The sequence below is a fragment of the Thermoanaerobaculum aquaticum genome (assembly GCF_000687145.1).
GTDB lineage: Bacteria > Acidobacteriota > Thermoanaerobaculia > Thermoanaerobaculales > Thermoanaerobaculaceae > Thermoanaerobaculum > Thermoanaerobaculum aquaticum.
Genome location: NZ_JMFG01000024.1, coordinates 1 through 24,417 on the forward strand (window position 1 = coordinate 1; position 24,417 = coordinate 24,417).

Annotated in this window: 25 protein-coding genes and 4 tRNA genes; 14 read left to right on the forward strand and 15 right to left on the reverse strand. The window is 63.1% G+C overall.

What is annotated here, in order from left to right; all coding sequences use genetic code 11:
• From EG19_RS14160 to EG19_RS12835, 4 genes are all read right to left on the reverse strand, one after another.
• The coding region (locus tag EG19_RS14160; RefSeq protein WP_038049949.1) for a hypothetical protein at positions 1 to 227 on the reverse strand (227 nt) is incomplete at its 3' end.
• Positions 228 to 897: 670 nt separating this feature from the next.
• Positions 898 to 1,983 (reverse strand): RHS repeat domain-containing protein, encoded by a 1,086-nt coding sequence (locus tag EG19_RS12830; RefSeq protein WP_053335171.1) that lies wholly within the window; start codon positions 1,981 to 1,983, stop codon positions 898 to 900.
• A gap of 343 nt (positions 1,984 to 2,326) precedes the next feature.
• The gene (locus EG19_RS09520; protein WP_038049950.1) at positions 2,327 to 2,716 is read right to left on the reverse strand and encodes a hypothetical protein; all 390 of its coding nucleotides are present in this window, start codon (positions 2,714 to 2,716) and stop codon (positions 2,327 to 2,329) included.
• An 11-nt stretch (positions 2,717 to 2,727) separates the two neighbouring features.
• On the reverse strand, positions 2,728 to 3,891 hold the full coding sequence (locus tag EG19_RS12835) for an RHS repeat-associated core domain-containing protein (protein ID WP_053335172.1): 1,164 nt from the start codon (positions 3,889 to 3,891) through the stop codon (positions 2,728 to 2,730).
• Positions 3,892 to 4,098: 207 nt separating this feature from the next.
• Between EG19_RS12835 and EG19_RS13910 the strand changes: the two genes are divergently transcribed.
• Both EG19_RS13910 and EG19_RS13915 read left to right on the forward strand, forming a co-directional pair.
• Complete coding sequence (locus EG19_RS13910) at positions 4,099 to 4,731, forward strand: NAD-dependent epimerase/dehydratase family protein (protein WP_200867137.1); 633 nt, start codon at positions 4,099 to 4,101, stop codon at positions 4,729 to 4,731.
• On the forward strand, positions 4,732 to 5,124 hold the full coding sequence (locus EG19_RS13915; RefSeq protein WP_200867138.1) for a Rossmann-fold NAD(P)-binding domain-containing protein: 393 nt from the start codon (positions 4,732 to 4,734) through the stop codon (positions 5,122 to 5,124). It abuts the gene before it with no gap.
• 75 nt (positions 5,125 to 5,199) lie between these two features.
• On the opposite strand, the gene tsaA is transcribed toward EG19_RS13915, so the two are convergent.
• Positions 5,200 to 5,664: a tRNA (N6-threonylcarbamoyladenosine(37)-N6)-methyltransferase TrmO gene (tsaA, locus tag EG19_RS09535; RefSeq protein WP_038049951.1), complete on the reverse strand. Its 465-nt coding sequence runs from the start codon at positions 5,662 to 5,664 to the stop codon at positions 5,200 to 5,202.
• 86 nt (positions 5,665 to 5,750) lie between these two features.
• On the opposite strand from tsaA, the gene EG19_RS09540 reads away from it, so the two are divergent.
• Together EG19_RS09540 and EG19_RS09545 are read left to right on the forward strand one after the other, a co-directional pair.
• Positions 5,751 to 6,305, forward strand: coding sequence for a chalcone isomerase family protein (locus tag EG19_RS09540; RefSeq protein WP_038049952.1), 555 nt, complete (start codon positions 5,751 to 5,753; stop codon positions 6,303 to 6,305).
• A gap of 55 nt (positions 6,306 to 6,360) precedes the next feature.
• The gene (locus EG19_RS09545) at positions 6,361 to 7,224 is read left to right on the forward strand and encodes an alpha/beta hydrolase (RefSeq protein ID WP_053335173.1); all 864 of its coding nucleotides are present in this window, start codon (positions 6,361 to 6,363) and stop codon (positions 7,222 to 7,224) included.
• Positions 7,225 to 7,395: 171 nt separating this feature from the next.
• Here EG19_RS09545 and EG19_RS09550 read toward each other — a convergent pair whose 3' ends face one another.
• The 3 genes from EG19_RS09550 to EG19_RS09560 all read right to left on the reverse strand — a co-directional run bounded on the left by EG19_RS09550 (position 7,396) and on the right by EG19_RS09560 (position 11,109).
• Positions 7,396 to 10,137, reverse strand: coding sequence for a vitamin B12-dependent ribonucleotide reductase (locus EG19_RS09550; protein WP_053335174.1), 2,742 nt, complete (start codon positions 10,135 to 10,137; stop codon positions 7,396 to 7,398).
• 370 nt (positions 10,138 to 10,507) lie between these two features.
• Positions 10,508 to 10,795: an HU family DNA-binding protein gene (locus EG19_RS09555; RefSeq protein ID WP_038049953.1), complete on the reverse strand. Its 288-nt coding sequence runs from the start codon at positions 10,793 to 10,795 to the stop codon at positions 10,508 to 10,510.
• A gap of 26 nt (positions 10,796 to 10,821) precedes the next feature.
• Positions 10,822 to 11,109, reverse strand: coding sequence for an HU family DNA-binding protein (locus EG19_RS09560; RefSeq protein WP_038049954.1), 288 nt, complete (start codon positions 11,107 to 11,109; stop codon positions 10,822 to 10,824).
• Positions 11,110 to 11,156: 47 nt separating this feature from the next.
• Between EG19_RS09560 and EG19_RS09565 the strand changes: the two genes are divergently transcribed.
• A complete protein-coding gene (locus EG19_RS09565) occupies positions 11,157 to 12,899 on the forward strand; it encodes a WD40 repeat domain-containing protein (protein ID WP_152544017.1) in 1,743 nt (580 codons plus the stop codon).
• Positions 12,900 to 12,942: 43 nt separating this feature from the next.
• On the forward strand, positions 12,943 to 13,515 hold the full coding sequence (locus EG19_RS09570; RefSeq protein WP_053335175.1) for a flavin reductase family protein: 573 nt from the start codon (positions 12,943 to 12,945) through the stop codon (positions 13,513 to 13,515).
• Here EG19_RS09570 and EG19_RS09575 read toward each other — a convergent pair.
• Positions 13,512 to 14,348 (reverse strand): DMT family transporter, encoded by an 837-nt coding sequence (locus EG19_RS09575; RefSeq protein ID WP_038049956.1) that lies wholly within the window; start codon positions 14,346 to 14,348, stop codon positions 13,512 to 13,514. The two genes, EG19_RS09570 and EG19_RS09575, sit on opposite strands and share 4 nt — an antisense overlap.
• Positions 14,349 to 14,402: 54 nt before the next feature.
• On the opposite strand from EG19_RS09575, the gene udk reads away from it, so the two are divergent.
• Both udk and EG19_RS09585 read left to right on the forward strand, forming a co-directional pair.
• Positions 14,403 to 15,065, forward strand: coding sequence for a uridine kinase (gene udk, locus EG19_RS09580; protein ID WP_053335176.1), 663 nt, complete (start codon positions 14,403 to 14,405; stop codon positions 15,063 to 15,065).
• Positions 15,062 to 16,303: a P-loop NTPase gene (locus EG19_RS09585; RefSeq protein ID WP_038049957.1), complete on the forward strand. Its 1,242-nt coding sequence runs from the start codon at positions 15,062 to 15,064 to the stop codon at positions 16,301 to 16,303. The genes udk and EG19_RS09585 overlap by 4 nt, the downstream gene beginning before the upstream one ends.
• On the opposite strand, the gene EG19_RS09590 is transcribed toward EG19_RS09585, so the two are convergent.
• The 5 genes from EG19_RS09590 to EG19_RS09610 form a co-directional block, all read right to left on the reverse strand.
• On the reverse strand, positions 16,293 to 16,670 hold the full coding sequence (locus EG19_RS09590; protein WP_053335177.1) for an Hfq-like protein: 378 nt from the start codon (positions 16,668 to 16,670) through the stop codon (positions 16,293 to 16,295). The genes EG19_RS09585 and EG19_RS09590 overlap by 11 nt on opposite strands.
• 83 nt (positions 16,671 to 16,753) lie before the next feature.
• Entirely contained in the window at positions 16,754 to 17,251 is a 498-nt protein-coding gene (purE, locus tag EG19_RS09595) for a 5-(carboxyamino)imidazole ribonucleotide mutase (RefSeq protein WP_038049958.1), read from the reverse strand.
• Complete coding sequence (purD, locus tag EG19_RS09600; RefSeq protein WP_038049959.1) at positions 17,244 to 18,509, reverse strand: phosphoribosylamine--glycine ligase; 1,266 nt, start codon at positions 18,507 to 18,509, stop codon at positions 17,244 to 17,246. Before purD ends, purE begins: the two co-directional genes overlap by 8 nt.
• Positions 18,506 to 19,501, reverse strand: a complete 996-nt coding sequence (gene pta, locus EG19_RS09605) for a phosphate acetyltransferase (protein ID WP_038049960.1) — start codon at positions 19,499 to 19,501, stop codon at positions 18,506 to 18,508. The genes purD and pta overlap by 4 nt, the downstream gene beginning before the upstream one ends.
• A gap of 60 nt (positions 19,502 to 19,561) precedes the next feature.
• Entirely contained in the window at positions 19,562 to 20,605 is a 1,044-nt protein-coding gene (locus EG19_RS09610) for a PHP domain-containing protein (RefSeq protein ID WP_053335178.1), read from the reverse strand.
• Between the two features lie 153 nt (positions 20,606 to 20,758).
• Here EG19_RS09610 and EG19_RS09615 point away from each other — a divergent pair.
• From EG19_RS09615 to EG19_RS09630, 4 genes are all read left to right on the forward strand, one after another.
• Positions 20,759 to 20,835, forward strand: a tRNA-Pro gene (locus tag EG19_RS09615).
• A 20-nt stretch (positions 20,836 to 20,855) separates the two neighbouring features.
• Positions 20,856 to 20,932 (forward strand) — tRNA-Arg (locus EG19_RS09620).
• Between the two features lie 8 nt (positions 20,933 to 20,940).
• Positions 20,941 to 21,016, forward strand: a tRNA-His gene (locus EG19_RS09625).
• 6 nt (positions 21,017 to 21,022) lie between these two features.
• Positions 21,023 to 21,100: transfer RNA gene (locus EG19_RS09630), tRNA-Arg, on the forward strand.
• Between the two features lie 9 nt (positions 21,101 to 21,109).
• Here the strand turns inward: EG19_RS09630 and EG19_RS09635 are convergent.
• Complete coding sequence (locus EG19_RS09635; RefSeq protein ID WP_038049961.1) at positions 21,110 to 22,711, reverse strand: alkaline phosphatase family protein; 1,602 nt, start codon at positions 22,709 to 22,711, stop codon at positions 21,110 to 21,112.
• A gap of 58 nt (positions 22,712 to 22,769) precedes the next feature.
• Between EG19_RS09635 and EG19_RS09640 the strand changes: the two genes are divergently transcribed.
• Together EG19_RS09640 and EG19_RS09645 are read left to right on the forward strand one after the other, a co-directional pair.
• The gene (locus tag EG19_RS09640; protein ID WP_038049987.1) at positions 22,770 to 23,561 is read left to right on the forward strand and encodes a dihydroorotate dehydrogenase electron transfer subunit; all 792 of its coding nucleotides are present in this window, start codon (positions 22,770 to 22,772) and stop codon (positions 23,559 to 23,561) included.
• 2 nt (positions 23,562 to 23,563) lie between these two features.
• A partial coding sequence (locus EG19_RS09645; protein WP_038049962.1) for a dihydroorotate dehydrogenase occupies positions 23,564 to 24,417 on the forward strand: 854 nt, incomplete at its 3' end.

Sequence of the window (24,417 nt, forward strand, 5' to 3'; positions counted from 1 at the left end):
GCTTCTGTGGGCCTGCCTGCCAGCAAGTCCTTCAGGTGCGATCCCACCTCATGACCAAAGGTCACAAGACCACCCCGGTGCCCCGTTTGCGCACCCGGCCCCTCAATGGCGCGACTATCCATTTGCACGAAAAACCCCACGCTGCTCCTGAAAGTGTTCCCAAACTGGAAACGGGTCGGCTGGCGCATGCGGTACGTCGCCCAATTGTTCTGGTCGTTGAGGCTCATTCTCCAACTTTCATGCCCCCGCGATGGCCTATTGAGGTCGGCACTAAATCTTGAACCCCCCGCCCACAAGAACAATGCGTATTTCTGCCCGTGGGAGTGACGGGTCGAACTGCTCAACCCACACACGAACACAAATTTCAACATCACCACGAAGCATAATGCTCCGGAGCGTACCGCCAACGATAACCCAGTCCTCCGCGGTGTAGTCCCCTTCCTCGAAACCGTCCGGTTCTCTCTTTTCACAACTTTCGAGAAAGCGTCCATGGGCTCGGAAGGTTCGCGGAACTGTCAGACGGCTTACCACGACATCCGCTGACAATCCTGTCCTCTGGCAATACTCACGAGGCCCAATACTGGACTGCCCTGGTTCCGGCCGCCTTACAACCGGAACCAACCAGACTGTGTAAAACTCTTTGGGCAGCCCGCGAAGACGATAAACGCGCTCCTGTGGTTGAGGGTTGACCGTTATTGCTGGGAGAGTAATCCGGCGCCGCGGATAGTAGGAACCAAGTCCCTTATCCGAAAGCCAGCCATCACCCACCGGGCCTTCTCGTTTGCAGGACAAGGCAAAGAGCCCCAGCCCCAGCAAACCAAAAAGCCCGAGTCTCGAAATGCACCTGAGCGGCGCACTGAGCGAATTAGAGCGCAAAAGAAACATGGGCCAATCCCCCTATTCCGGCTGGTTCGGAGGATATTCCGACGTGATCTTTACCAGCTCTTTCATTTCCTCCTCCGTTCCATCGTTCTTTGTCACGTCTGGAAGCTTCACCGGATCGTTCCACCCAGGCACCCACCCCTCCAACTCAGAGCTCGATGGCTTTGCCTCTTTCGCACCGGCAGCGTCCAAAATACCCGATATTAACGAGTTCGAGTTCTTGCCCCCCACGTCTTGAGCATTGTAGTGCTGATCGTTCTGGTATTTACCAAAGGCCTCCAAAACATTTTTCTCGAATTGCTGTCGACTTTGTGAGCGTGGCTGAATCACGATACGGTGAGTGGCCGATTCGAGGGAATCTGTGTACCACCTTACCAGCGCCTGCCCTTTGACGCCTGGTGAAACACCGGGCATGCCGCTTACAATGAGAAACTCTCCCTTAACAGCCCTATTGCCAAAAAGCTTCTTGTTTTCCCCGGTAAGACGCACCACCAAGAAGACGTGTCGCGCCAAAGGAAAGTCCTGGACTGGCCGATTGTAAAGGTATACCTCCCGGCCGGCTGGATCGGTCATAGTAACCGGGTTATTCCTTACATACGCGTACAAATTCCAGGTTTGGGGATGGGAAGGATCAAAGTCCCGGCCGGGGTCCACAGAGAGGAAGCGGCCACCAAACGGCGCGTAGTAGCGCGCATGCATGTAATCGAGGCTCGTTTGGCTGTCCCGCTCATGCCCTGCAAACCGCATCCGCTCAGAAGAAGACGTCACCGTCATTTCCTCACCAAACGGCCAGTACCGGTGCTCGGAAAGCTTCGCTCCGGAAGCGTTTGTGATCACCCTCGTGCTCCCCAGGTGGTCCTTGTGCACATGGGTTAGGCCGGAGCTGTCAACGGTCGCAATGTGCGTACCACCGGCAAAGATGTAGTCCTTCCTCCACGTCCACACTCCGGAAAGCTCATGCACCTCCTGCAGGATTTCGTTGGACAACCCCCGCAAGGTGTAGTGAATCCCGGGCTCCGCCGAATCCACCCACGCCACCCGCTCGTCCCTGGCATCGTGCCCGTACGTGGCCCTGTACCCGCTCATCACCAGCTGCCTCATGCTCCCCGGTAGGATACCAGGCAAAGCTCGCTCTTCCCGGACGGGCCATGATTTGTACAATACTGCAGTGCGAGCTGGGCACGTAACTTCCCTAGCGCAAAATCTATGCAGGAACGGCCCGAGCGTAGCAAGCAGTTCCGGTAATCCTGGGCTACCTAACCGGAGAAGCCGCTCCATTCCGTCGTTAATATGCGAATAACTCTTTCGCACTAGGCCACGATTCCCAGGTTATTCGTAACTAACCTTAAGCGCAAGGTCTCCGCCGTTGCGATATGGGTCGCAGGCGCCGGAGCCTATAGAGTCCGACGGTTGACTTTTTAGGCCACCGGGGCACTTCGCAAACCTAAAGCGTTTTCACATCGCTATTATCGACAAGAGCACTAGCCTGATCGGGGTAGATCTCGCCCCAGCCGATCTCTTCGAGTTCAGATGGCTCGAGATAGCCGCGCGTCTCGGGAGCATCTCGTAAAATCCTGGCAACATGAACGTGAGCTGGCCACTCGGAAACGGGAAACAGTGACACACTTTCATGCCGAGGCGCCAAAACGAGATACTCAATATCCTTTGCTCCTAAGCCAAAAGCCTGACCGATTAACGGTGGATCGATCCGGACAAGAAGCAAGTCGCTCCTTTTATCCGTTGCGACTCGCCTAATCGGAAAACACCGCCGAGGTTGTGACAGGGCGTAACTCTCTTTGGAAGCAAGGTAGAACGGATTGGGAATCTCGCTCATAAGCACCCTCCTTAAAACGGCGGATTCACGCCCGAAACGCGCACGAGCACAAGCTGGCTCTCGGGTTTCGGAACAACGACCTCCGGAAGGCCGCCGGAATTGCCATGGAGAGGGAGAGCCCTTCGAGTCGTGACACCAGTTGTGTCGGTCAGGATTGCCTCGGAAACGAACCGGCCCGTATTTGTGACCGGCAGCCCTGCAGCATTTCGGTAGTTTGGAATGGTTGCCGGGTTTACAGGGGTCCAAGATCGCCCCCAGGGCCCGGACCCATCGCCCCACACTCTAAATAAAGTCGTGCCCTTTGCGACCTGCGCTGGGTTTCCCGCAGCGGCCGCCTTGATAGTGCTGTTTGCTGGCCCCGCTATCATCAGTACGAGACCAGCGGCGCGACCGACGTCTTGAGAGATCGCCCTGACCACGTCTTCGGTCTCTGCCCCCCTGCCAATTGCCTCCCCCGTTTCCTGACCGACCTTGAGCATGTCAGCCACGCCGCTTGCAACATCCCTCAAGATGCCAGTAATTGTCATCACCATGACGCCGGCCGGGTCCCCGCCAACCTGGGAATCTATGTACTCCGATGCGACCTTTACCAGCCGTTTCGCATTCTCAGCAAGTTCTGCGGCATCTTTCCCAGTCGGATCCACCGCGCTGACCGGGTTGTTCCGCACATACGCGTATAAATTCCAGCTTTGAGGGTGGGAAGGATCAAAGTCCCGGCCGGGGTCCACGGAGAGGAAACGGCCACCAAACGGCGCGTAGTAGCGGGCGTGCATGTAATCGAGGCTCGTTTGGCTGTCCCGCTCGTGACCCGCAAACCGCATCCGCTCAGGCGAAGACGTGGCGGTCATCTCCTCACCAAACGGCCAGTACCGGTGCTGGGAGACAATACTGCCACTGGCAGAAGTGATCACCCTCGTGCTCCCCAGGTGGTCCTTGTGCACATGGGTTAGCCCGGAGCTGTCAGCGGTCGCAATGTGCGTGGTTCCGGCAAAGATGTAGTCCTTCCTCCAAGTCCAAACCCCGTTGAGCTCATGCACCTCCCGCAGGATTTCGTTGGACAAGCCCCGCAAGGTGTAGTGAATCCCGCCCTCCGTGGAGTCTACCCACGCCACCCGCTCGTCCCTGGCATCGTACCCATAGGTAGCACTGTACCCGCTCATTACGAGCTGCCTCATGCTCCCCAAAGGATACCAGGCAAAGCTCCTCCCTCCCCAGGAAAGCATGGCACCCGCAGCGTCGTAGGAGGCTCCCGAAATCCTGTTCGTCTGCCCCGAAACATCCGGGGTAAACGTCTGCTGCTTGGCCCCTGCCCCGGCACCCAAATCTCGCAGGGGTCTTCGTGGCGCCCAGCTTGTGCTAGGCTTCACGAGGCGGAGGGGCGTATGCGCAAACCGGTGGTGCTCATAACCGGCGCTTCAGGGGAAATTGGTCATGGCCTAATTGAGCGGCTTTCGGAAAACGGGGCGCACACGTTGGTGAGTTTGGACGTGCGGGAGCTGCCCCCGGAGCTTAAGGCCAAAGTTCACCGGGAGTTTGTGGGTTCGATTCTGGACAAGGCGCTTCTGGACAGGATTCTCGCCGAATTTGAGGTGGATTTGATCTTCCACCTTGCCGCCTTGCTTTCCACCCGGGGAGAGTTCACGCCGGTGGCAGCCCACCAGGTAAACGTGGAGGGCACCCTCAACCTCCTGGAGTTTGCCCAGCGGCAGGGGGAATCCCACGGTCGTCCGGTGGTTTTTGTGTACCCCTCGTCCATTGCGGTGTACGGTCTGCCGGACCTGGCCACCAAGGCCGCCGCGGGGAAGGTCAGGGAAGACCAGTTTTTGCAACCAATCACCATGTACGGTTGCAACAAGCTGTACTGCGAGCATTTGGGGCGCTACTACGCCCATCACTACCGGCAACTGGCGGCAGAACCTCTGGCTGGGAAGGTGGACTTTCGCTGCGTGCGTTTTCCCGGGCTCATTTCGGCGGTGACGATCCCCTCGGGAGGCACTTCGGATTTTGCTCCCTAAATGATTCACGCCGCCGCCAAGGGCGAGCCCTACGCCTGCTTTGTGCGGGAAGACACGCAAATCCCCTTCATGGCTATGCCCGATGGGGTGGAGGCCTTGTTGAAGTTAGCAGCAGCACCCCGGGAAAGACTGCGGCGGAGCGTGTACAACGTGGGTAGCTTCGCCCCCACCGCCGAAGAAATCCGCCAGTTGGTGTTGCAAGCTTTTCCGCAGGCCAGCATTTCGTACCGGGTGGACACCAAGCGCCAGGCCATCGTGGACTCCTGGCCCGCCGATGTGGACGACAGCGCCGCCCGGCAGGACTGGGGCTTCGCCCCCCGCTACGACCTCCACCGGGCCTTTGGGGAGTACCTCATCCCCACCATCCGCACCCGTTACCAGCGGGGGGTTTAAGAGGAAAGGCGTCCGAGCTCGCCCTAGCAGGAGGGGTTTCTGGCAAACGTTAAGCAGCCGGTTTCTGCACCGGCGTTAGGCTTTGCTGGGCCCTTGTTCTTGGTCCATCCAGCCGCGGCGGAGCTTTTCTTCGGGGATCGAGGAAAGGTAAGGCTTGATGTCCAAAATGGGCGTGCCGTCCAGCATGTCCACGCCTCTCACCCGCAAGCGGTTGCCTTCACGGCCCAAAAGCTCCACCACGGTGAGCCCAATGGGGTTAGGCCGGCGGGGGGAGCGGGTGGCAAAAACCCCGTGGGGCCGGTCGGCGGTTGGCGGATGGGATAAAAGGGAAAAACCCTGGGAACGGTGGAAGACCCAAATTACGAACAAATGGGAAAAACCCTCAATGTCCTGCAGCCCTTCGGCGAACTCAGGGTGAACCACCAAGGTGCCTTCGGCCTCGTGCTTGGCTCCCCGGCCTTTGGGAATTTGCTCTTCCGAAGTGTAGGGGCTTTCCACATAGCCAATGGGTTTCATGCAAAATTCCATGGGTTCGCTCATAGGGTGAGTGTAGCGCTTGCCGTAGCGGGCGGAGCTCGGTAGAGTTAGCTATGAACTGCAAAGGCCTTTAGGGCCGGGAGGGGGACATGAGGAAGACAGCGCTTTTGGTCCTTGCATCTTTCGGGGTGGCGGCGGCGGTGGCCGCCGGTGAGCTGGCCGGTGTCACCATGCCCGAGCGGAAAAACGTCAACGGGCAGGTGCTGCAGCTCAACGGCATGGGCCTAAGGAAGAAGGCGGTGTTCAAGGTTTACGTGGGGGCTTTGTACCTCACCCAAAAGAGCAGTGACCCTGCCGCCATTTTGGCTGCCGATCAGCCCCGGCAGATGGTCATGCATTTTTTGCGGGATGTGGGTAAGGACCGGCTGGTGGAAGCCTGGAAGGAGGGTTTTGCCGGGAACGCTCCTGCCGCCCAAACCAAGCTTGCCAAGGAAATCGAGCGCTTCTTGGGGTTCTGGCGGGATGTGGCCGAAGGGGAAGAGGTGCTCATGACCTACGTCCCCGGCAAGGGCACAAGTGTGAGCTTTGGCGGCAAGGAAGTGGGCACCATCGAGGGCAAGGAGTTTGCCGATGCCTTGCTTTCGGTGTGGCTGGGACCCAAGCCGCCTTCGGAGGACCTCAAGGCTGGGCTTTTGGGCAAATAGCGGCTGCAAACGGCAGCCGAAAAAACCTTCGGCACGCGGAGCGTAAACTCTGCCCATGGGGTGGATTGCCTGGTTAGCTTTAGGCTTCGCGGCCTATTTGGGCTTGGGCTTCCTGTTCACGTGGGTGGCTTGGCGCAACCCCCGGGTTCCCCCTCGGAAAAACCCGGGGGAACTGGGCTTGAACTTCCAGGAGGTTTGGTTCGCCACAGTGGGCGGGAAAAGGCTGCACGGGTGGCTCACATTCCCCCCGGGTGATCAAAGTGGCCGTAGCCCGGTGATTCTCGTGCACGGCTGGGGACGCAACGCCGAGCGCATGCTCCCCTACATTCGCGTGCTTTCGCAAGCCGGCTTTCCCACCCTGGCCTTCGATGCCCGCCACCATGGGCTTTCGGACCGGGATGGTTTTGCCTCCATGAAGAAGTTTGCCGAGGACATCCGGGCCGCCGCGGACTTTTTGGAAAGCCGAGGGGAAAAGCCTCCCTTTGCGGTGCTGGGGCTGTCCATTGGGGGAAGCGCGGCGATTTACGCCGCCTCGCGGGATTCCCGCTTGCAGCCGGTGGTCACCGTGGGGGCCTTTGCCCACCCCCGGGATGCCATGATCGCCCTGGGGTTTGGGCGGTTTATCTTTGCGCCCATAGCCCCCATCCTCTTCCGTTTCATCGAGTGGCGGGTGGGAGCCCGCTTGGACCAGCTGGCCCCGGAGAAGAACATCGCCAAGGTGCCGGCGGTGCTTTTGGTGCACGGTGCCAACGACACCGTGGTGCCGCCCTCCCACGCCCAGCGGTTGTTAGCTGGAGCCAACGGACGGGCCCAGCTGTGGATGGTGCCCCAGCGGGGGCATTCGGACGTGCACCTGGAGCCAGAGTTCTTCCCCAAAGTTTTGGCGTTCCTCTCGCAAAAGGCTGCTGCAGCATCCTAAAGACCGGGGGTGCCCGCCTGCGGGCACCCCCATGGAGTTGGCAGATTCCCTTGCCTTAGCTTCACAATTGGGCGGAACGCACACCGGAAACGCCGTTGGCCTCAGTGGGCTGGCGCAGCAGTCCCGCCGCACGGCCATCCGAGTGGCGGACCCACCCAAGCGCCAAGCGGGCTAGGAACACCCGTGCACGGTGCCGCAGTTCAAGCACTTGTAGCAAGCACCGTTCCGCACCATCATCATGCCGCAGGATGGACAGGGCGGCGCATCCGCCTGGTTCACAAACACCTGCCCCCCTTCCTCGCCGGCCGCAGCAAAGAGGCGCGGCTGCTGAGGGATGGTGATGGCTTTGAGCTTTTCCTCGCCGGCCGGGAGCGGCTGCACCCCCACCGCCGCTTGCTGCTCGGGCGGCAGGAACTTGCTGGCCAGCCAGCGGAAGATGTAGTCAATGAGGGATTTGGCGTAGGGGATCTGGGGGTTGTTGGTCCACCCCGACGGCTCAAAGCGCACGTGGGAGAACTTGTTGACCAGAAACTCCAGGGGCACACCGTACTGGAGGGTCAAGGAAATGGCGGTGGCAAAGGCATCCATGACCCCGGAGAGGGTGGAGCCTTCCTTGGCCATGGTGATGAACAGCTCCCCGGGGGTGCCGTCCTCGTAAAGGCCCACGGTGATGTAGCCCTCCTGCCCTTCCACCGAAAACTTGTGGGTAATGGCCATGCGTTCGTCGGGGAGCTTGCGCCGCACCGGGCGAAACTCAGGCTCGCCTGCGGGCTTGGCGGTGGTGGCACCCCCCGCCGCCAGCGGCTGGGAGCCCTTGCAGTTGTCGCGGTACACCGCCACCGCCTTCAACCCCAGCTTCCACCCCTCGATGTAGAGGCGCTCGATTTCCTCCGGGGTGGTTTCCTCCGGGACGTTCACGGTCTTGGAAATGGCGCCGGAAATAAACGGCTGCACCGCCCCCATCATGCGCAGGTGCCCCATGGGGGAAATGAACCGGGTACCACCCACCGCCTTGAACGCGCAGTCAAACACCGGGAGGTGCTCTTCCTTAAGGTAAGGCGCCCCTTCAGCGGTGCCGGTTTTTTCAATGTGCTCGAGGATGGCTTTCCGTTCCTCCTCGCTATACCCGAGCCGCGCTAAGGCCCTGGGCACGGTGTTGTTGACGATGCGGATGGTGCCGCCCCCCACCAGGCGCTTGACCTTCACCAGCGCCAAATCCGGCTCGACACCGGTGGTATCACAGTCCATCATGAAGCCGATGGTGCCGGTAGGCGCCAGCACCGTGACTTGGGCGTTGCGGTAGCCCACCTTTTCGCCCAGCGCCAGGGCCTCGTCCCACACCCGCACCGCTTCTTGGCGCAGCTCCTGGGGGATACCCCGCAGCGGCAAGCGATGGGCGGCGTCCCGGTGCATGGCGATGACCTCCAGCATGGGCTCGCGGTTGGGCTCGTAACCGGGGAAGGGACCCATCTTTTCGGCAATGCGCGCCGATTGCAGGTAGGCCTCACCGGTCATGAGGGCGGTGATGGCCGCAGCCAGCGCCCGCCCCTCCTCGGAGTCGTAGGGCAAGCCCTCGGACATGAGCAACGCCCCCAGGTTGGCGTAACCCAAGCCCAGGGTCCGGTACTCGTGGGAGTTGGCGGCAATTTTCGGGGTGGGATAGTGGGCAAAGTCCACGATGATTTCCTGGGCCAAGATCATGGTGTCCACGGCCCGGCAGAAGGCTTCGGTTTGGAAGTTGCCTTCCCCGTCCACGAACTTCATGAGGTTTAAAGAGGCCAGGTTGCACGCGGTGTCGTCTAAGAACATGTACTCGCTGCAGGGGTTGGAGGCGTTAATGCGGCCGGAGGTTTTGCAGGTGTGCCAGCGGTTGATGGTGGTGTCGTACTGAATTCCGGGGTCCCCGCAAACCCAGGCGGCTTCCGCCATCATGCGCATGAGCTCCCGGGCCTTGTAGCGGCCCATTACCTCACCGGTGGTGACCGCGCGGGTTTCCCACCAGCCGTCTTCCTCCACCGCCCGCATGAAGTCGTCGGTGACCCGCACCGAATGGTTGGCGTTCTGGTACTGCACCGAGTCGTAAGCGCCCCCCTCCACCTCAAACCCCGCCGGGAAGCCGGCGGCAATCAAGGCGTGGGCCTTCTTTTCCTCTTCCGCCTTGCACTTGATGAACGCCACGATGTCCGGGTGGTCCACGTTGAGGATGACCATCTTGGCAGCGCGCCTGGTCTTGCCCCCGCTCTTAATGACCCCGGCAAAGGAGTCAAAGCCACGCATGAACGAAACCGGACCCGAAGCCACCCCACCGCCGGCCAGCGGTTCCTTGGAGGAACGCAGCACGGAAAAGTTGGTGCCGGTGCCAGAGCCGTACTTAAAGAGCATCCCTTCGATCTTGGCCAGGTCCAAAATTGACTCCATGGAGTCCTTGAGGGAGTTGATAAAGCACGCGGAGCACTGGGGGTGGGGCTCAACGCCCACGTTGAACCAAACCGGGGAGTTGAAGGACGCCATTTGGTGCAGCAAGAGGTGCGCCAGCTCGGCGGCAAAAGCCTCAGCGGACTCTTCGTCGGCGAAATAGCCGCCCTCCTGACCCCAAGCGGTGAGCGTATCCACCACCCGGGAAATAAGCTGGCGAACCGAGTATTCCCGTTCCGGAGTCCCTAACCGCCCATGAAAGTACTTTTGGGCCACGATGTTGGTGGCGGTTTGCGACCAAAAATCCGGAACCTCCACACCCTCCTGCTCGAAGACCACCCGGCCATCAGCTCCCGTGATCCGGGCGGTGCGCTTTTCCCACCGCACCAAATCAAAGGGGTGCTTGCCCTTCACCGTAAAGTAACGGGTGAAGATCAAACCCTGCGGTTTCGAGACACTTACAGCGTGCGAGGACAGTGCGCTTGATTCCGCGGCCATCGTCCTTCCTCCTTTGGCAACCCAAGTATGGGCACGCCCTCGGCGGCTTGTCAAGAGCCCTACGCAACAGGTAGGGGTTCTCTCGGCCAGACACCCCTATATCTTGTGGTGAGGGTGCGAGCGTCTTAATCTCAAAAATGAGCGAAGAATGTTCAACGGCAAAACGCTTCTCTTTCGGAAAGCGTGGCAAACCGCATGGGAAGCTTTGGGACTTTTGGCTTGAAAGGCGAAAAGGAAAAGGGCACGCTCCCGCGTGCCCTCAAGGTGAAAGCCGCCTCCTGTTGCTCCCCGGGGAGCCGACACCCTCCGTTTCGAGGGAAACCCCCGGAGCGTGCTACCCCTTAGAGGGCAGCAACAACCGCCAACAAAGCTACTTGGAAACTTTTTCCTTCAGCGTCTTCCCCACCTTAAAGGCCGGGTACTTGCGAGCCGGGATGGTGATTTGCTTGCCGGTAGCCGGGTTCCGGCCCTTGCGGGCGGCGCGCTTGCGCACGAAGAAGCTGCCAAACCCCGGCAGCGTGACCTTCTTCCCGGCCGCCAGCTCACCCACCAAAAGGCCCTTGGATGGGTTGAAGATGGCATCCACGGCCTCGGCAGCCTTGGCCTGGGTAAGACCCGTTTTCTTTGCCAACTTTGCCACCAACTCAGACTTGTTCATGGGACCTCCTCCTCCCTTTCCCGGCGTTACTTAGCCAGCTTCTCCTTCAAAGTCTTGCCCGGCTTGAAGGCCACATAGTGGCGAGCCGGGATGGTGATGGTCTTACCGGTAGCCGGATTGCGACCCTGACGGGCAGCCCGCTTCCGAGTGGAGAACGTGCCAAAGCCCGGGATCGTGACCTTGCGGCCGGCATCCAGCTCCACGGCCACGATGCCCTTGTGCGGCGAGAAAATGGCATCCACCACCTCTGCCGCCTTGGCCTGGGTAAGACCCACCTTCTTTGCAAGTTTCAATGCTAGTTCCGACTTGTTCATGCTTGCTCCTCCTTTCCTTGTTGACCTCTAGTTGTATTATTCGGGCCATGAACGCGGTTTGTCAAGTCCCCGCGTGGATTCTTACCCTCACGACCCTCGTTGGGCCCGCTGCCGTCGCATCGCCAAGCCAGGCCCCTTTACGAGAAAAGCCTCCCCACGCGCTTAAAATCCATTTCGCCCTGGTTCCCAGCGGTGACTTCCCCACGGTTCGCTTTTCAGACCCGGAGCTTGCCGCGTGCATGGTGCTCGCCGGCGGGACACTGCCCAAAAACGAAAGCGCCGTCCAGCCCCCGCAGGGGACGGCTTTTACGTTGGCTTTGCAGCGCCTGCTTTCGGCGGTCAGCAGCGAGCTTCCCGAAAGCCTACGGGTTTTTTACGGCTTCTCCCCCCAACCCACCGCTACCGCTACAGCTTTTGCTCACACCGTGCTGCTGCTGTTGCCGGAAAGCGCGCCAACGAGTGCGGTGGATGCCGCCAGAACCGCGGCCACAGCCTGGCTTTTGGCGCAAAAAAGCCCCGCTGGCCCGCAACCCGGAGTGGGTGAGCTGTTGCTGCGAGTCGCCGAAAGCCTGGCGTGGTTGGGGAGCCTGGCCCTGGCCAGCACACCCCCGGAGCTTCTCCCCATTGGCGAATGGGTGGAGCCCAAGGCCGTAGCCCCCGCTTTAGAGGCCTTCCTTCGCCAAAGCTTGGATTCCCGCGAGCCCTACCGTATCCGGCGGGCGCGGCTGCGGGAAATCACGCTTCCGGGAAGGGCCAGCCCGGAGCTGGCCCAGGCTGCCGCCTTTCTCGTGGAAAGCTTTGGGCAGCCCGATCAAGCCAGGCGGGAGCCCATGACGCTGCTGCAAGCGTGGGCGGAAAACCAGGGCAAGCGCTTTCCACCTCCGCCGCGCCTTTTGCGCGCCGCCCTGGCCGAGCCCGCCCGCTTTGGTCTGGCCAAGAAACCGGAGGATGAGGACAGCACCGTGCTGGCCAGCGATGAAGCGTTGCGCGCCGCCTGGGCCCTGCCACCCTCGCAGGAGCTGCCGCCCGGAGCACCGACCGAAGCTGTACGCATCTGGCAGGCCCGCCGCCGCAGCCAGGGGTTGCCCACCCCCGCACCGGCAGGTGTGGTGCGCGGGCAAGGCTTCCTCCTGGCCAAGCCCGAGCTTCCCGGTTTTGCGGTGGTTTGGGAAACCGGCGAGCGCGAGGAGCTCTTGCTCTTCTGGCCGCGGTGGGTTCTCGCCCCACAGCTTGATCCAAGCGGGGAGGACCTGCTTTTGGTGGACTCCCAGGGCATTTGGCGGGTTTCGCTTACCGGCGAGGGGGTGGAACAGGTGCAGGCCGGGGACCTCCGGGCTTTAGCGGTTTCGCCTTCCGGGAAGACTCTGGCAGCGCTGGCCTGGCCCAGCCGGGAGCTGCGGCTTTTGCCTGCCGGCCGAGCTCTGCCCGGGGTATTCGGGTTTTGCTGGCTGTACGAGGAGCTGCTGGTGGCCAGCGACGGTCAAGAGGTGCACATGGTGAGCCCGGAACAGCAAGAATCCAGGGCCATTCCTTTGGCCTGCAGTGGCGCCCTGGCCTGCGCCGGGGGGAAGCTGGTGGCCGCCGTGGGGCACCCTTGCCCACCAGCCCTGGTGAGGGCCGAGCTGCCCACCGGCGAGATGCTGACCCTCATGAAGCTGCCGCAGCCGGCGGCTGACGTCGTACCCATGGGCGAAAGCCTGGTGTTCCTCACGGCCGACGGGGTGTTCGTGCTGTCCAAGGATGGAAACGTCAAAAGGGTGGACCGCGGCTTGGCGTTGGGGGGCAGCTAGGGCCCAGCGGGAAATTTCGCTATCATCCCCAGGGAGCGCAACGATGGACTTCAAGAGCTTGCAACCCGGTGCTGCGTATTTTTACTACCCGCGCCCTTTATGTGTGGTGGGGGTTTGGGACAGCAAAAGGGAAAGGGCCAACTTCGTGCCGGTGGCGTGGGCCGGGCCGTTGGCGTCCCGCCCGCCCCTCTTTGGGGTTTCCATCTCGCCAAAAACGCACTCCCACCAGCTTCTGCTGCAAGCTGGCGAGTTTTCCTTAAGCTTCTTGCCCTGGCAGGACGTGGAGCTGGTGGCCAAGCTGGGCACCGTTTCCGGCAGGGACGTGGACAAGGTGGCGGCCTTTGCCCTGGAGCTGGCGGAAAGCGAGGTGATCACCGCGCCTTTTTTGGCCAACGCCTACGTGGCCGCTGAATGCAAGGTAAGCGAGCGCCACTCCTTTGGCGACCAAACGCTTTTCGTGGGCGAAATCCTGCGGGTGGCCGCGCGGGACGCGGTATTTGCCCCCGATGGCACCTTGCGGGTGGAGGCCATGGCGCCGGTGCTTTATTTGGGTGCCAACCGCTACCTCACGGTGGACGCCAAAACCCTGGTGACGCTACCCGTAGCTGAAGACTAACGCTCGCTGCCGGCCACCAACGCCACCCCGCTGACCACCAGAAGACCCCCAAAGAGCATGCTGGTGGTTACCGGCTCGTAGCCTAAAAGCACCGAAACCACCGCGGCCGCCGCCGGCTCAAACGCCAGGATGACCCCGGTTTCACCGGCCTTCAGCACCAAAAGCACCCGCGCCATGGCAGCAAAAGCCAAAGCCGAGGCCAGCACACCGGTGATGGCCAAGGCAACCACGAGCTCCGCCGTCCACTTGAGCGAGAAAGGCGTGGCCAGCGCCACCGCCGGCGAAAGCAGGGCCACCACCCCAATTTGCACCGTGTTCACCGCCGAGGGGTGTTGCCGCCGCACCGCCGCTTCCAAGGCCAGCACGTGGCCGGCAAAGGCCAAGGCGCACAGGAACGTAAGCCCGTCACCAAGGCTTACCGGAGCCGCTTCCGGCCGCAGGAGAAGCCCCAGGCCAAAAAGCGCCAGCGCCGCCGCCAGCCAAACCCGCAGGCTCGGCACCTTTCCCGCCACCAACCACTGCAACAGCGGCACCAGGATCACCGACAGGGAGGTGATAAACGCCGAGCGGGAGGGAAGGGTTTGCGTGAGGCCGGCGGTTTGCAACGCATAACCGGCAAAGAGGAGCAACCCACAGAGCAGGGCGGGTTTGTCCCAGCGGGGCCGGGCCCGGCGGTAGGAAGCCACCAGCAAAACCAGAAAAGCCAGAAAAAACCGCAATGACAGGAATACCCCCACGGAAGCCGAGGCCAGGGCCGTTTTGACCACTGGAAACGTAGCCCCCCAAACCACGGTCACGCCCAAAAGCAAAAGCACCGCCACCCAGCGCCGCATGCCGCTACTCTAGCGGCTGGCGGGGTTACAATCACGCCTCGAAGGTTGGAGCCCATGGCGCGGAGGCAAGATCGGGGAGCACCGGGGGGGCTGGGCAAGGTGGTGTGCATCGGGGTGGCCGGCGGCACCGGCTCGGGTAAGACCACGGTGGCGGAAGCCATCGTGTCGCGCATTGGCCCCCACCGCATCGCGTACATCCAGCACGACAGCTACTACCGTGACCTAAGCCACCTCCCGCCGGAGGAAAGGATCCGCCGCAACTTCGATCACCCCGACGCCCTGGAAAGCGAGCTTTTGGTGACCCACCTCCTGGCTTTAAAGCGGGGGGAAGCGGTTGAAATCCCGGTTTACGACTTCACCACCCACGTGCGCACCGCCACCACCCGCCGGGTGGAGCCCCGCAAGGTCATCCTCGTGGAGGGCATCCTGATCTTTGCCGAAAAGGCCCTCCGGGAGCAGTTCGACATCCGCATTTTCGTGGACACCGATGCCGATTTGCGCTTTATCCGGCGTTTGCGGCGGGATATTGCCGAGCGTGGGCGCACCGTGGAAAGCGTGATCAGCCAGTATCTGGATACCGTGCGCCCCATGCATTTGGAGTTTGTGGAGCCCTCCAAGCGGTGGGCTGACGTGATCATCCCCGAGGGTGGGTTCAACACCGTGGCCCTGGACATGGTTTGCGCGCGGGTGGAAGCGCTTCTCACCGGCAGCCAATGAAGGCCAAGCGCATCCTCACCGTGAGCTCGGGCAAAGGGGGTGTGGGGAAAAGCACCTTCGCGGTGAACTTTTCCTTAGCCTTGGCGCGGGTGGCCCCTACGGTGCTGGTGGACCTGGACACCGGAACCTCCTCGGTGCGCAACACCATTGACGTCCCCGTGAAGAAGGACTTGTACCATTTCTTCCGCAAAGGGGAACCCCTGGAGGCTTGCCTCACCACCCTCCCCGACAAGCTCGATCCCCACGGGCATTTCCGCAACTTTGCCTTTGTGGCGGCCCCCAAGCACGCCATGGAGGAGTTCATCAACTTTGAGGACATGCACCGCTACCGCCTCATGCGGGCCATCAACGAGCTGCCGGCCCGCTTCGTGGTCTTGGACCTGCGGGCAGGTTTGGATGCGGCGGTTTTGGACTTTCTGCCGCACTCCAACTCCGGGATCCTGGTGTTCACCCCCCACCACCCAGCCGCCACCGCTGCCGCCGGGGATATCGTCAAGGCGCTGATCTTCCGCAAGCTGCGGCTGGTGCTCTCGGAAGAGGGCCCTCTGGCCAAGGACCGGGAAACCCGTTCCCACCTGGCCACCATCAACGCGCTTTTGGACAAGGTGGAGGACGTTTACGACGAAAGCCTCCCCAACCTGGACGCCTTCCTCAAAGACCTGCTGCTGGCCCTGGGGGAGGTGCCGGCGGTGCGGGCCCTGGCGGAAACCGTTACCTCCTTTCACGTGCACTTCGTGCTGAACCTCTTCAACGGCATTCGGGAAAGCTACGAAAACGCCATCGTGCCGTTTGTGACCTTCCTCCAGCGCTACGTTTCCTCCCACGTTAAGCTCTACAACTTGGGCTGGATTGTGCAGTCCACCGAGCTCCACGAGGCCAACTGCCGGCGGCACCCCATCGTGCTGGATGGACCCTCCGCCGGTGAGCCGGCGGGGCAAAAACTGAAGCTTGAGGACCTCGACGCTCTGCTTTTGGGAAACCCCACCCCCACGCCGGTTTCCCCCAAAGACTTCCTGCTGGAGGTTAACCCCGAGCAGGCCCTGGTGGAGCAACTGGAGGTGCTGCACGCCATGCAGCAGGACAGCGCCGCCCGCCATGTGCGGGACAACTTCGCCTACATCCTGCGGCGAGCCCTGCACGCACTTCAGGCGTTCCCGGCCGAAAGCTTTGGCCAACGCCGGCTGCTTACGCCCTTGGAGCTTTTCGACACCTTAGCCGGACGGACCTTTACTCCTTGATCTTGCGCCGGCGGTGATAGCGGAGCTCCTCCTCCTTAAACATGTAGCGGATGGAGTGCTTGTAAATCATGAGGTTGGGTCCGTCGTGGCGGTTGAGCTTAATGCAGTCCTTGTCGTACCACTCGATCCAACCCCGAAGCTCGGTGCCATCGGTGAGCACCACCACCATCGGGGTCTTGGCCTGCATTTGCTTGACAAAGTAATAGTTCTCGGCGTTGGTTTGCTCGGGCGGTGCCTGCCGACGCGAGACCACCCCGGGTCGCAAGCTCGCCGAGGGCAGGGTACGCTCGCTCACGTCGGGCAGCGCGGGACGAACCAGCTTTCGCGTGGTGACGCCTTCGCCTTCGGAGTTTTCCGGATCTTTCATAGCTTCCTCTTCCTTAACGTCTGGCAACAATATAGCACCCTCCAGCTCCGTTGACTAGTGTACGGAGGAAAAAGCAAAAAGGTTTAGGTGGTATCCAGCTGCAAACTCCTGTCCGCCTCTTCCACAGCTTGGCCGCTGGCCCGCCGCTCCTGGGCCAGCCGTTCGGCCAGCGCCGGGTCCTGCAAAGCCAGGATTTGCGCGGCCAGGAAAGCGGCGTTGCGAGCACCGGCTTTGCCCACCGCCACGGTGGCCACCGGCACGCCCCCGGGCATTTGCACGGTGGCGAGAAGAGCGTCCAGACCGTCGGCCACTCCTCCCGGCAACGGCACCCCAATGACCGGCTTGGTGGTGTGGGCGGCCAAAAAGCCGGCCAGGTGAGCCGCCATGCCAGCCCCCGCCACAAATACCTGTACGCCGCCGGCTTCCCCTTCGGCAACCAATCGGCGAACCCGCTCCGGGGTGCGGTGGGCCGAGGCCACGTGCACCTCGTGGGGTACCTGCAGTTGGGAAAGCACACGGGCAGTTTCCTGCATGGTCCCCCAGTCCGAAGCCGAACCCATGAGGATCATCACCTTAGCCATCGGCAAATCCCCTCCCAATGTCGCGGCGAAACTGAACGCCCTCAAAGCGCACCTGCTCGGCGGCCCGGTAGGCCTTGTCCACCGCCTCCCGCAAGCTGCCGGCCACCCCCACCACCGAAAGCACCCGCCCCCCCGCGGTGACCAGTTGGCCATCCGCCATGGCGGTGCCGGCATGGAAAACCAACGCCCCTGACGCTTCCGCCTCTTCCACCCCCGAAATGGGGTGGCCGGTTTCCGGGGCTTGGGGGTAGCCGCGGCTTGCCAAAACCACGCAGGCGCTGGCCTGCCGCTCCACCGTGATCTCCGGGCTTCCCATCTCGCCCCTGGCCACCGCTAACAGCGCCGGGGCAATGTCCCCACCCAGCCGCGGGAGGATCACCTGCGCCTCGGGGTCGCCCAGCCGGCAGTTGAACTCCAAAAGCTTGGGACCGTCGGCGGTGAGCATCAAGCCGGCGTAAAGCACCCCCTGGTACCACCGGCCCTCGTGGGCCAGCGCTTTCAGCGCCGGGTAAATCACCTGGGAAAGAACCGTGGAAGCCAGCTCCCGGGACAGGGGAGCAGGGGAAAAGGCGCCCATGCCACCGGTGTTGGGGCCCTGGTCCCCGTCCCGCAGGCGCTTGTAATCCCGGGCTGCCGGCAGCGGCCACACGGACTTCCCGTCGGTGACCACCAAAAACGACAGCTCCTCCCCGGAAAGACAGGCCTCCACCACCACCCGCTCACCGGCGGCACCAAACTCCCGGCGTTCAAAAAAGCGCTCCAGGGCTTCGTCCAGCTCCTCCTCCGTGCGGCACACCAAAACACCCTTGCCGGCCGCCAGGCCATCGGCTTTGAACACCACGGGAAGGCCCAGCTTGCTGGCCACCTCGGCGGCTTGCTGGCGGCTGCTCACCACTTCCCCAGGGGCCGTGGGGATGCCGTAGTTCTGGCAGAGCCTCTTGGTAAAGGCCTTGCTGCCTTCCACCTCCGCAGCCCGCCGGGTGGGACCGAAAAGCCGAAGCCCCCGCCGTTCAAACTCGTCGCGAATGCCCAGAACCAGCGGCAGCTCCGGGCCTACCACCGTGAGGTCAACCTTCAGGCTCTCGGCAAAATCCGCAAGCTCCACGATGGCATCGGCACGGATGGGGACGCAGTCGGCCACCCGGGCCATACCCGGGTTGCCGGGAGCGGCGTAAAGCTCCTCCACCTGCGGAGAAGCGGCGAGCTTCCAGGCCAGCGCGTGCTCCCGCGCCCCACTGCCTACCACCAAAACTTTCACCGTTTCATTGTAGCCTGAAGGAGCGAAAGCATGGCGGTTTCCACCACGTCCTGAGCCGAGCACCCGCGGGAGAGGTCGTTGGCAGGCTTTGCCAGCCCCTGCAGGAGCGGACCCAGCGCCCGCGCGCCCCCCAGGCGCTCGGTGAGCTTGTAGGCGATGTTGCCGGCATCTAGATCGGGAAAGATGAGGACGTTGGCGGCACCGGCCACCGGCGAGCCCTTGGCTTTGCGTGCTCCCACTTCTGGGACCAAAGCGGCATCCACCTGCAGCTCAAAGTCAAAGGCAAAATCCGGATTTCTTTGCGCCAAAATTGCCCCAGCTTGCCGCACCTTATCCACCAAAGGGTGCTCCGCCGAGCCTTTGGTGGAAAAGGACAAGAGCGCCACCCTGGGTTCCCCTCCCACCACCGAGCGGCAGGTGCCCGCCGAGGCCACAGCCACATCCGCCAGCTGCTCAGGGGTTGGATCGGGAAGCACCGCGCAGTCGGCAAAAACCAAAACGCCGTTGTGCCCCCACCGCGAATCCGGGTGCACCATCACGAAGCAGGAAGACACGCTGGCAATCCCCGGCGCCGGTCCAATGGCGTGGAGCGCTGCGCGTACCGTGTCCGCCGTGGTGCGCACTGCCCCACCCACCGAACAATCGGCAAACCCGGTGGCCACCAAACAGGAGGCAAAGTACAGGGGGTCGTTCAGTGCCGCGGCTGCTTGCTCCCGGGTCCAGCCCTTCCCCTTGCGCCGCGCGTACAGGTGCTCCAGCAACTGCTCCCGGCGCCCATCCTTTTGGGGATCAACGACCTCCACACCCAAAGCAGTAAGCTTTTGATGCTCGGGGGTTTGCTTCTCCGCCGGACAAACCACGCTTACCGCGCACACACCGTCCTGCACCAGTCTGCCTGCAGCTTCAATGATGCGTGGATCATCGCCTTCGGCGAAAACCACCCGCCCGTGGACCTCGGAAGCCCGGGTTTTGAGCTCCTGAAGAAAGCCCATAGCCACCTCCCACCGGAAATCCTAAACCCTCTCGGCCAATTTGTGAATACTCTCTCTTTCCTATGACAGCGCTCCCGGGCTTTCCAGGGCGCGGCCCAGGGGCTGGAAATTCACCACCCGTTCCGGGGGAACCCCCGCTGCAGTGGCAATGGCCAGGGCCCAGCGATCAAAAACCAGGTGCCGGGGATGGTGGGCGTCGGAACCCAGTACGAAACGGCACCCCAGCTCCAAGGCGAGCTTGGCCAGGGTGGGCTCTAGGTCCTGGCGCCGAGGAAAGCCGTTGATTTCCAGAAGCACACCCGCTGCGGCTGCGGCGGCAAACACCTTTTCCCAGTTGGCGCGAATGCCGGGGCGGCGGGCAAAGAGCCGCCCCTTGGGGTGCGCCAAGGCGAAAACCCCGGGCTCCTCCAGAGCCCGGAGCAACCGCGAGGTTTGATCGCGGCTGCTGCCCAGGCCGGTGTGGAGGCCGGCCAAGACCACCAGCCCCTGGCGGTGGCTTCGGGGCACGTCCAAGCGCCCATTTTCCAGGATCTCCGCCTCCACCCCCGGGACCAACTCCAGCTCGTCGCCGTGCCGCTCGTTCCAGCGGGCAATGGCCCGCTTCTGCAGCTCCAGGGCGCGGGAGTCCATGCCGTTCACGCACGCCAGCCCCTGGGTATGGTCGGTCACCACCGCCCAAAAGTAGCCCCGGCGGCGCAGGGCATGGGCCATGGTTTCCAACGAAGATGAGCCATCGGAGGCCCGGGTGTGGAAGTGAACGGCACCCCGCAGCTTGCGGGCTTGCTCCTCCACGGGCAAGGCCAGCACCTCAGCGGCGGAAAAGAAACCCTGGCGGGCCAGCCCCTGACGGTGCCCGCTGTACCCCCCGGAAAAGCGTGCCGCCGCCGCGGCTAACGCGTCCTCCCCCCGACAGCGGGCGAGAAGGCTTACGGTGGGCAAAACCTCAAAAGGAATGCCAGCGGGAAGGCGGCGAGCGGCAGCCACCTCTTTGGGCTCGTCGAAAACCGCATAGGCGGCTCGCAGGTAAGCCAGGCGCGCGTCCCCCGGGGGGAAGGACTCGGCCAAACGGAACAGCGCCTCCGCCAGCGCCCGGTTGGACACCATAGCGGTAGGTTAGCGCCTTCAGGGGGAAACGAGCTCTTACGGTAGCTTGTTGGCTCCCCTAGAGATCACCTTGACGGAGGCAGCGTAACCTTGCTAGTCTGAGCATCCCCCGGCGTTGGGGGAAGCTCTTTGGGAGCGGCAAAGCCACACGAACGGGGCGTGGCGCAGCCTGGTAGCGCACCTGCCTTGGGCGCAGGTGGTCGGAGGTTCAAATCCTCTCGCCCCGACCAAACCCCCACTGGGGGAGTGGCTGCCTGTAGCTCAGCTGGATAGAGCAAGGGACTTCTAATCCCTGGGTCAGAGGTTCGAATCCTCTCAGGCAGGCCAAACGCGTGGTGAGCGTAGCTCAGCTGGCAGAGCGCTGGACTGTGGCTCCAGTGGTCGAGGGTTCGAATCCCTTCGCTCACCCCATCCTGTGCGCCCGTAGCTCAGCCCGGATAGAGCGTCAGACTCCGGATCTGAAGGCCCCGCGTTCGAATCGCGGCGGGCGCACCATTTTTCCCTTCACCAGCGAGGCCATGGGTATGCGGGGACCAGCCGCAGGGGCACCGAGCCCGCCCAGCCCTCGTCCACAGCACCCAAGAGCACCCGACCGGAAAGCCTCTTGGCCACCGGCAGCTCCAGAAGGTACATAAGCGTGGGCATGACGTCCGCCACTCTGGCCCCCCGCACCCGCCCGCCAGGGGCCACACCCGGGCCAAGGAGGAAAAAGAACCCATCCGGGGAGTCCTTCGGCGAAACCGGCCATCGTCCGGTCAAGCCCACGTTTGCCAAAAGCCGGTCCCAGGGGCGGGGCGGCGCCATCCCGTAAGGAGAAACCAGCAGAAGATAGGTGGTTTCATCGCCAAACAGCGCCCAAAGCTCGGCCAGCTGGCTATCCAGGAACTGGGCGGCCAAGGGGAGAACCCCGCCGGGGTCCTCCCCCGCCCACAGCGGCCGCAGGCGGGAGGGAAGGTCCAGGTGCACGATGAGCACCTGGGGCTTTTGCTCGCGAAAACCAAACGCCGCTCGCAGGCCGGCTTCGGCTGCAAGGGCAAAGGCCCGGTGGGTGGGCCCGGCTTTTGAAGCGCTGCCGCTTGTGGCTTCCTCAACGGCGGCCTGCCAACCGGGATCCAACGGCGGGCTTTGCTCCCAGGGGACCTCTTCCGCAACCCCCCGCCAGGGGAAGGGCCAGCCCACCACCAGCGAGCTCACCCCCAAACCCCCCAGGGCTTGCCAAAGCGTGGGCTCCCTGGGAGGGGGAGGTGCGGCTCGCTGCCACAACCGCCAGGGGAGCTGGTGGGGGGAAGGCCAGGGACCCCGGAGCAGGAGGCTTACCGGCTGGTCGGTGAGAAACCGCAAGCGGTAGGCCCTTCGCCCCACCACCTGATGCCGCACCGGGGAACACCCCGTGGCCAGGGTGGCCAGGCTCGCCGCCCGGGAAAAGGGCTGCACCGTGCGCAGGTGCCCCCAGCTCCCCCGCGGCCATTGGGATTGCAAAAAGGGCATCATGCCCCCGTCCATGAGGGGGAGAAGCCAGGGCACATCCGCCCCTTCCCACACCACCACCAGGGCCCGCCGGGGTTTTGGCCCCAGCTCCCAGGGAAACCCTTGGGCCGGTTGAGCCAGCTCGGGTTCTACCGCCGCTTGCTGCGCCCCCCACCACGGCCACCAAACGCCCGTGGCCCACACTGCGAAAAGCGCCGCAGGAAGCCAGGAAGACCGCCACCGCCGGGTGGCAAGCCAGGCGGCCGCCCAGACGATCCCCAAAGCCGCCACCACCCCCAACGCCTGGCGGTGGGCCGCCGGCAGCACCTCCCGGGTGGCCTCCTGGTTGAAGAACGCCACCACCGCCACAAACACCCCGGCCACGGCCATGGCCGTGGAAAGCCGGGGCCACCGCGGGCGCCAGCCGAAAAGGCGCGCCACCAAAACCACGAGCTCCCAAAGGGCAAACCCGCCCAGGCCCAACCAAAGGGCACTCCAGCTCCCCCAGGCCAGGGCAGCCAAAAGGGCCCTTCCCGCCGAAGGCGTCACCTGCGGCCACAGCAGCACCTGCAGGGAGGCAAGCCCCACCCCGGCAACCAGAGCGGCAAGCAAGGCCAGCAAAAGGCGACGGCGGTGCATGGCAAGACATGGTACCGCCTTTGGCAAGCTTGAGGCTTTCGGGGATAATGCCCGCGGCATGGACATTCGGGTGGATCAGAAGGCCGTCCTGGTGGGCCGGCAGACCCTTTCCCCCAGTTGCTTCGCGCTGGAACTGGCCTGTCCGTCGCCGCTTCCCGCAAAACCAGGCCAGTTCGTGATGGTGGGTGTGGGTTCGGCTGCCGACCCCCTGCTCCGCCGGCCATTTTCGGTGGCCGGCGTGACCCCGAAGGAACGCGGAACGGCGCTTCAGCTGCTGGTCAAGGAAGTGGGCAAGGTCACCGCCATGCTCCGCAGCTTGCCCTTGGGCAGCGAGCTTGCGGTGCTGGGCCCTTTGGGGAGGGGCTTTGACCTGGCATCTGCCGGTCCACGACCGGTGCTGGTGGCCGGAGGCATTGGCCTGCCGCCGGTGCTGTTTGCTGCCCGGGAGCTCCGCCGGCAAGGCACCGAGTTTGCGTTTTTTTACGGGGCCAGCTCCGGGCCCGAGCTCTTGCTCCGCCGGGAAATTGAAGAGATCGCCGCCGGCCGCGTGGTGTTTTGCACCGACGACGGCTCTTTCGGCGAGCACGGCTTGGTCACCGAGGTCTTGGGGAAGCGATGGCAAGAGGGCACAAGCCGCCTTTTGGCCTGCGGTCCCAACCCCATGTTGCAGGCATTGGCCGCCCTTGCCCGGGAAAGAGGGGTTGAGGCCGAGCTTTCCCTGGAGGAACCCATGGCCTGTGGGGTAGGCGTGTGCTTGGGTTGCGTGGTGAGGCTTGCTGACGGCACCTACGCACCGTCCTGTCAAAAAGGGCCGGTGTTTCGTGCCACCGAGCTTTCGGAAAGGTGGTGAGCATGGTGCAGCTGGCCACAAACGTGGGTTCCCTCAAGCTCCAAAACCCGGTGCTGGCCGCCTCCGGTACCTTTGGCTACGGCTTGGACCTGGTGGACTTTTGCCCCCCGGAGGCGCTGGGGGCGGTGGTCACCAAGGGCCTCTCGCCCAAGCCCAGAATCGGCAATCCAAACCCACGCATCGTGGAGACCCCGGCGGGCATGATCAATTCCATCGGCCTGCAAAACATCGGGGTGGAAGCCTTTTGCACCGAGGTGCTGCCCACCCTTCGCCAGCGCGGGGCGTGCGTGGTGGTGAACGTCTTTGGCGAAACCGAGGAGGAGTACGCCACGGTCATTGAGCGGCTGGAAAAGGAAGAGGGGATTGCCGCGTACGAGCTCAACGTCTCCTGCCCCAACGTGAACAAAGGCGGCATGGAGTTCGGGCATGACCCCAAGCTCTTGGCCTCGCTGGTGAGCGGCTTGCGCCCCCTCACCCAGCGCCCCCTGTGGGTCAAGCTTTCCCCCAACGCCCCCAGCCCGCTGGCGGTGGCCGAGGCAGCGTTGTCCGCTGGCGCCGATGCCCTCACCCTGGTGAACACCTTCCGGGCTTTAAGCGTCAACGCCAAAACCCGTAAACCCTCCATTGCCACCGGCTTCGGGGGCCTTTCCGGCCCGGCCATCAAGCCGTTGGCCTTGCGCTTGGTGTGGGAGGTGCATCGGGCCTTTCCCCAGGCGCCGCTGGTGGGCATTGGCGGCATCATGAGCGGCACCGATGCCGTGGAGTTTTTGCTGGTGGGGGCTTCCGCCGTGCAGGTGGGCACCGCCACCTTCCGGAACCCCGGCGCTTGCCTTTCGGTGCTTTCGGAGCTGGAGGC

Bases quoted from the DNA above. Each gene is read 5' to 3' on its own strand.
- EG19_RS12830 (WP_053335171.1), bottom strand. From the start codon at position 1,983: ATGAGGCAGCTGGTGATGAGCGGGTACAGGGCCACGTACGGGCACGAT.
- EG19_RS09520 (WP_038049950.1), bottom strand. From the start codon at position 2,716: ATGAGCGAGATTCCCAATCCGTTCTACCTTGCTTCCAAAGAGAGTTAC.
- EG19_RS12835 (WP_053335172.1), bottom strand. From the start codon at position 3,891: ATGAGGCAGCTCGTAATGAGCGGGTACAGTGCTACCTATGGGTACGAT.
- EG19_RS13910 (WP_200867137.1), top strand. From the start codon at position 4,099: ATGCGCAAACCGGTGGTGCTCATAACCGGCGCTTCAGGGGAAATTGGT.
- EG19_RS13915 (WP_200867138.1), top strand. From the start codon at position 4,732: ATGATTCACGCCGCCGCCAAGGGCGAGCCCTACGCCTGCTTTGTGCGG.
- tsaA (WP_038049951.1), bottom strand. From the start codon at position 5,664: ATGAGCGAACCCATGGAATTTTGCATGAAACCCATTGGCTATGTGGAA.
- EG19_RS09540 (WP_038049952.1), top strand. From the start codon at position 5,751: ATGAGGAAGACAGCGCTTTTGGTCCTTGCATCTTTCGGGGTGGCGGCG.
- EG19_RS09545 (WP_053335173.1), top strand. From the start codon at position 6,361: ATGGGGTGGATTGCCTGGTTAGCTTTAGGCTTCGCGGCCTATTTGGGC.
- EG19_RS09550 (WP_053335174.1), bottom strand. From the start codon at position 10,137: ATGGCCGCGGAATCAAGCGCACTGTCCTCGCACGCTGTAAGTGTCTCG.
- EG19_RS09555 (WP_038049953.1), bottom strand. From the start codon at position 10,795: ATGAACAAGTCTGAGTTGGTGGCAAAGTTGGCAAAGAAAACGGGTCTT.
- EG19_RS09560 (WP_038049954.1), bottom strand. From the start codon at position 11,109: ATGAACAAGTCGGAACTAGCATTGAAACTTGCAAAGAAGGTGGGTCTT.
- EG19_RS09565 (WP_152544017.1), top strand. From the start codon at position 11,157: ATGAACGCGGTTTGTCAAGTCCCCGCGTGGATTCTTACCCTCACGACC.
- EG19_RS09570 (WP_053335175.1), top strand. From the start codon at position 12,943: ATGGACTTCAAGAGCTTGCAACCCGGTGCTGCGTATTTTTACTACCCG.
- EG19_RS09575 (WP_038049956.1), bottom strand. From the start codon at position 14,348: ATGCGGCGCTGGGTGGCGGTGCTTTTGCTTTTGGGCGTGACCGTGGTT.
- udk (WP_053335176.1), top strand. From the start codon at position 14,403: ATGGCGCGGAGGCAAGATCGGGGAGCACCGGGGGGGCTGGGCAAGGTG.
- EG19_RS09585 (WP_038049957.1), top strand. From the start codon at position 15,062: ATGAAGGCCAAGCGCATCCTCACCGTGAGCTCGGGCAAAGGGGGTGTG.
- EG19_RS09590 (WP_053335177.1), bottom strand. From the start codon at position 16,670: ATGAAAGATCCGGAAAACTCCGAAGGCGAAGGCGTCACCACGCGAAAG.
- purE (WP_038049958.1), bottom strand. From the start codon at position 17,251: ATGGCTAAGGTGATGATCCTCATGGGTTCGGCTTCGGACTGGGGGACC.
- pta (WP_038049960.1), bottom strand. From the start codon at position 19,501: ATGGGCTTTCTTCAGGAGCTCAAAACCCGGGCTTCCGAGGTCCACGGG.
- EG19_RS09610 (WP_053335178.1), bottom strand. From the start codon at position 20,605: ATGGTGTCCAACCGGGCGCTGGCGGAGGCGCTGTTCCGTTTGGCCGAG.
- EG19_RS09635 (WP_038049961.1), bottom strand. From the start codon at position 22,711: ATGCACCGCCGTCGCCTTTTGCTGGCCTTGCTTGCCGCTCTGGTTGCC.
- EG19_RS09640 (WP_038049987.1), top strand. From the start codon at position 22,770: ATGGACATTCGGGTGGATCAGAAGGCCGTCCTGGTGGGCCGGCAGACC.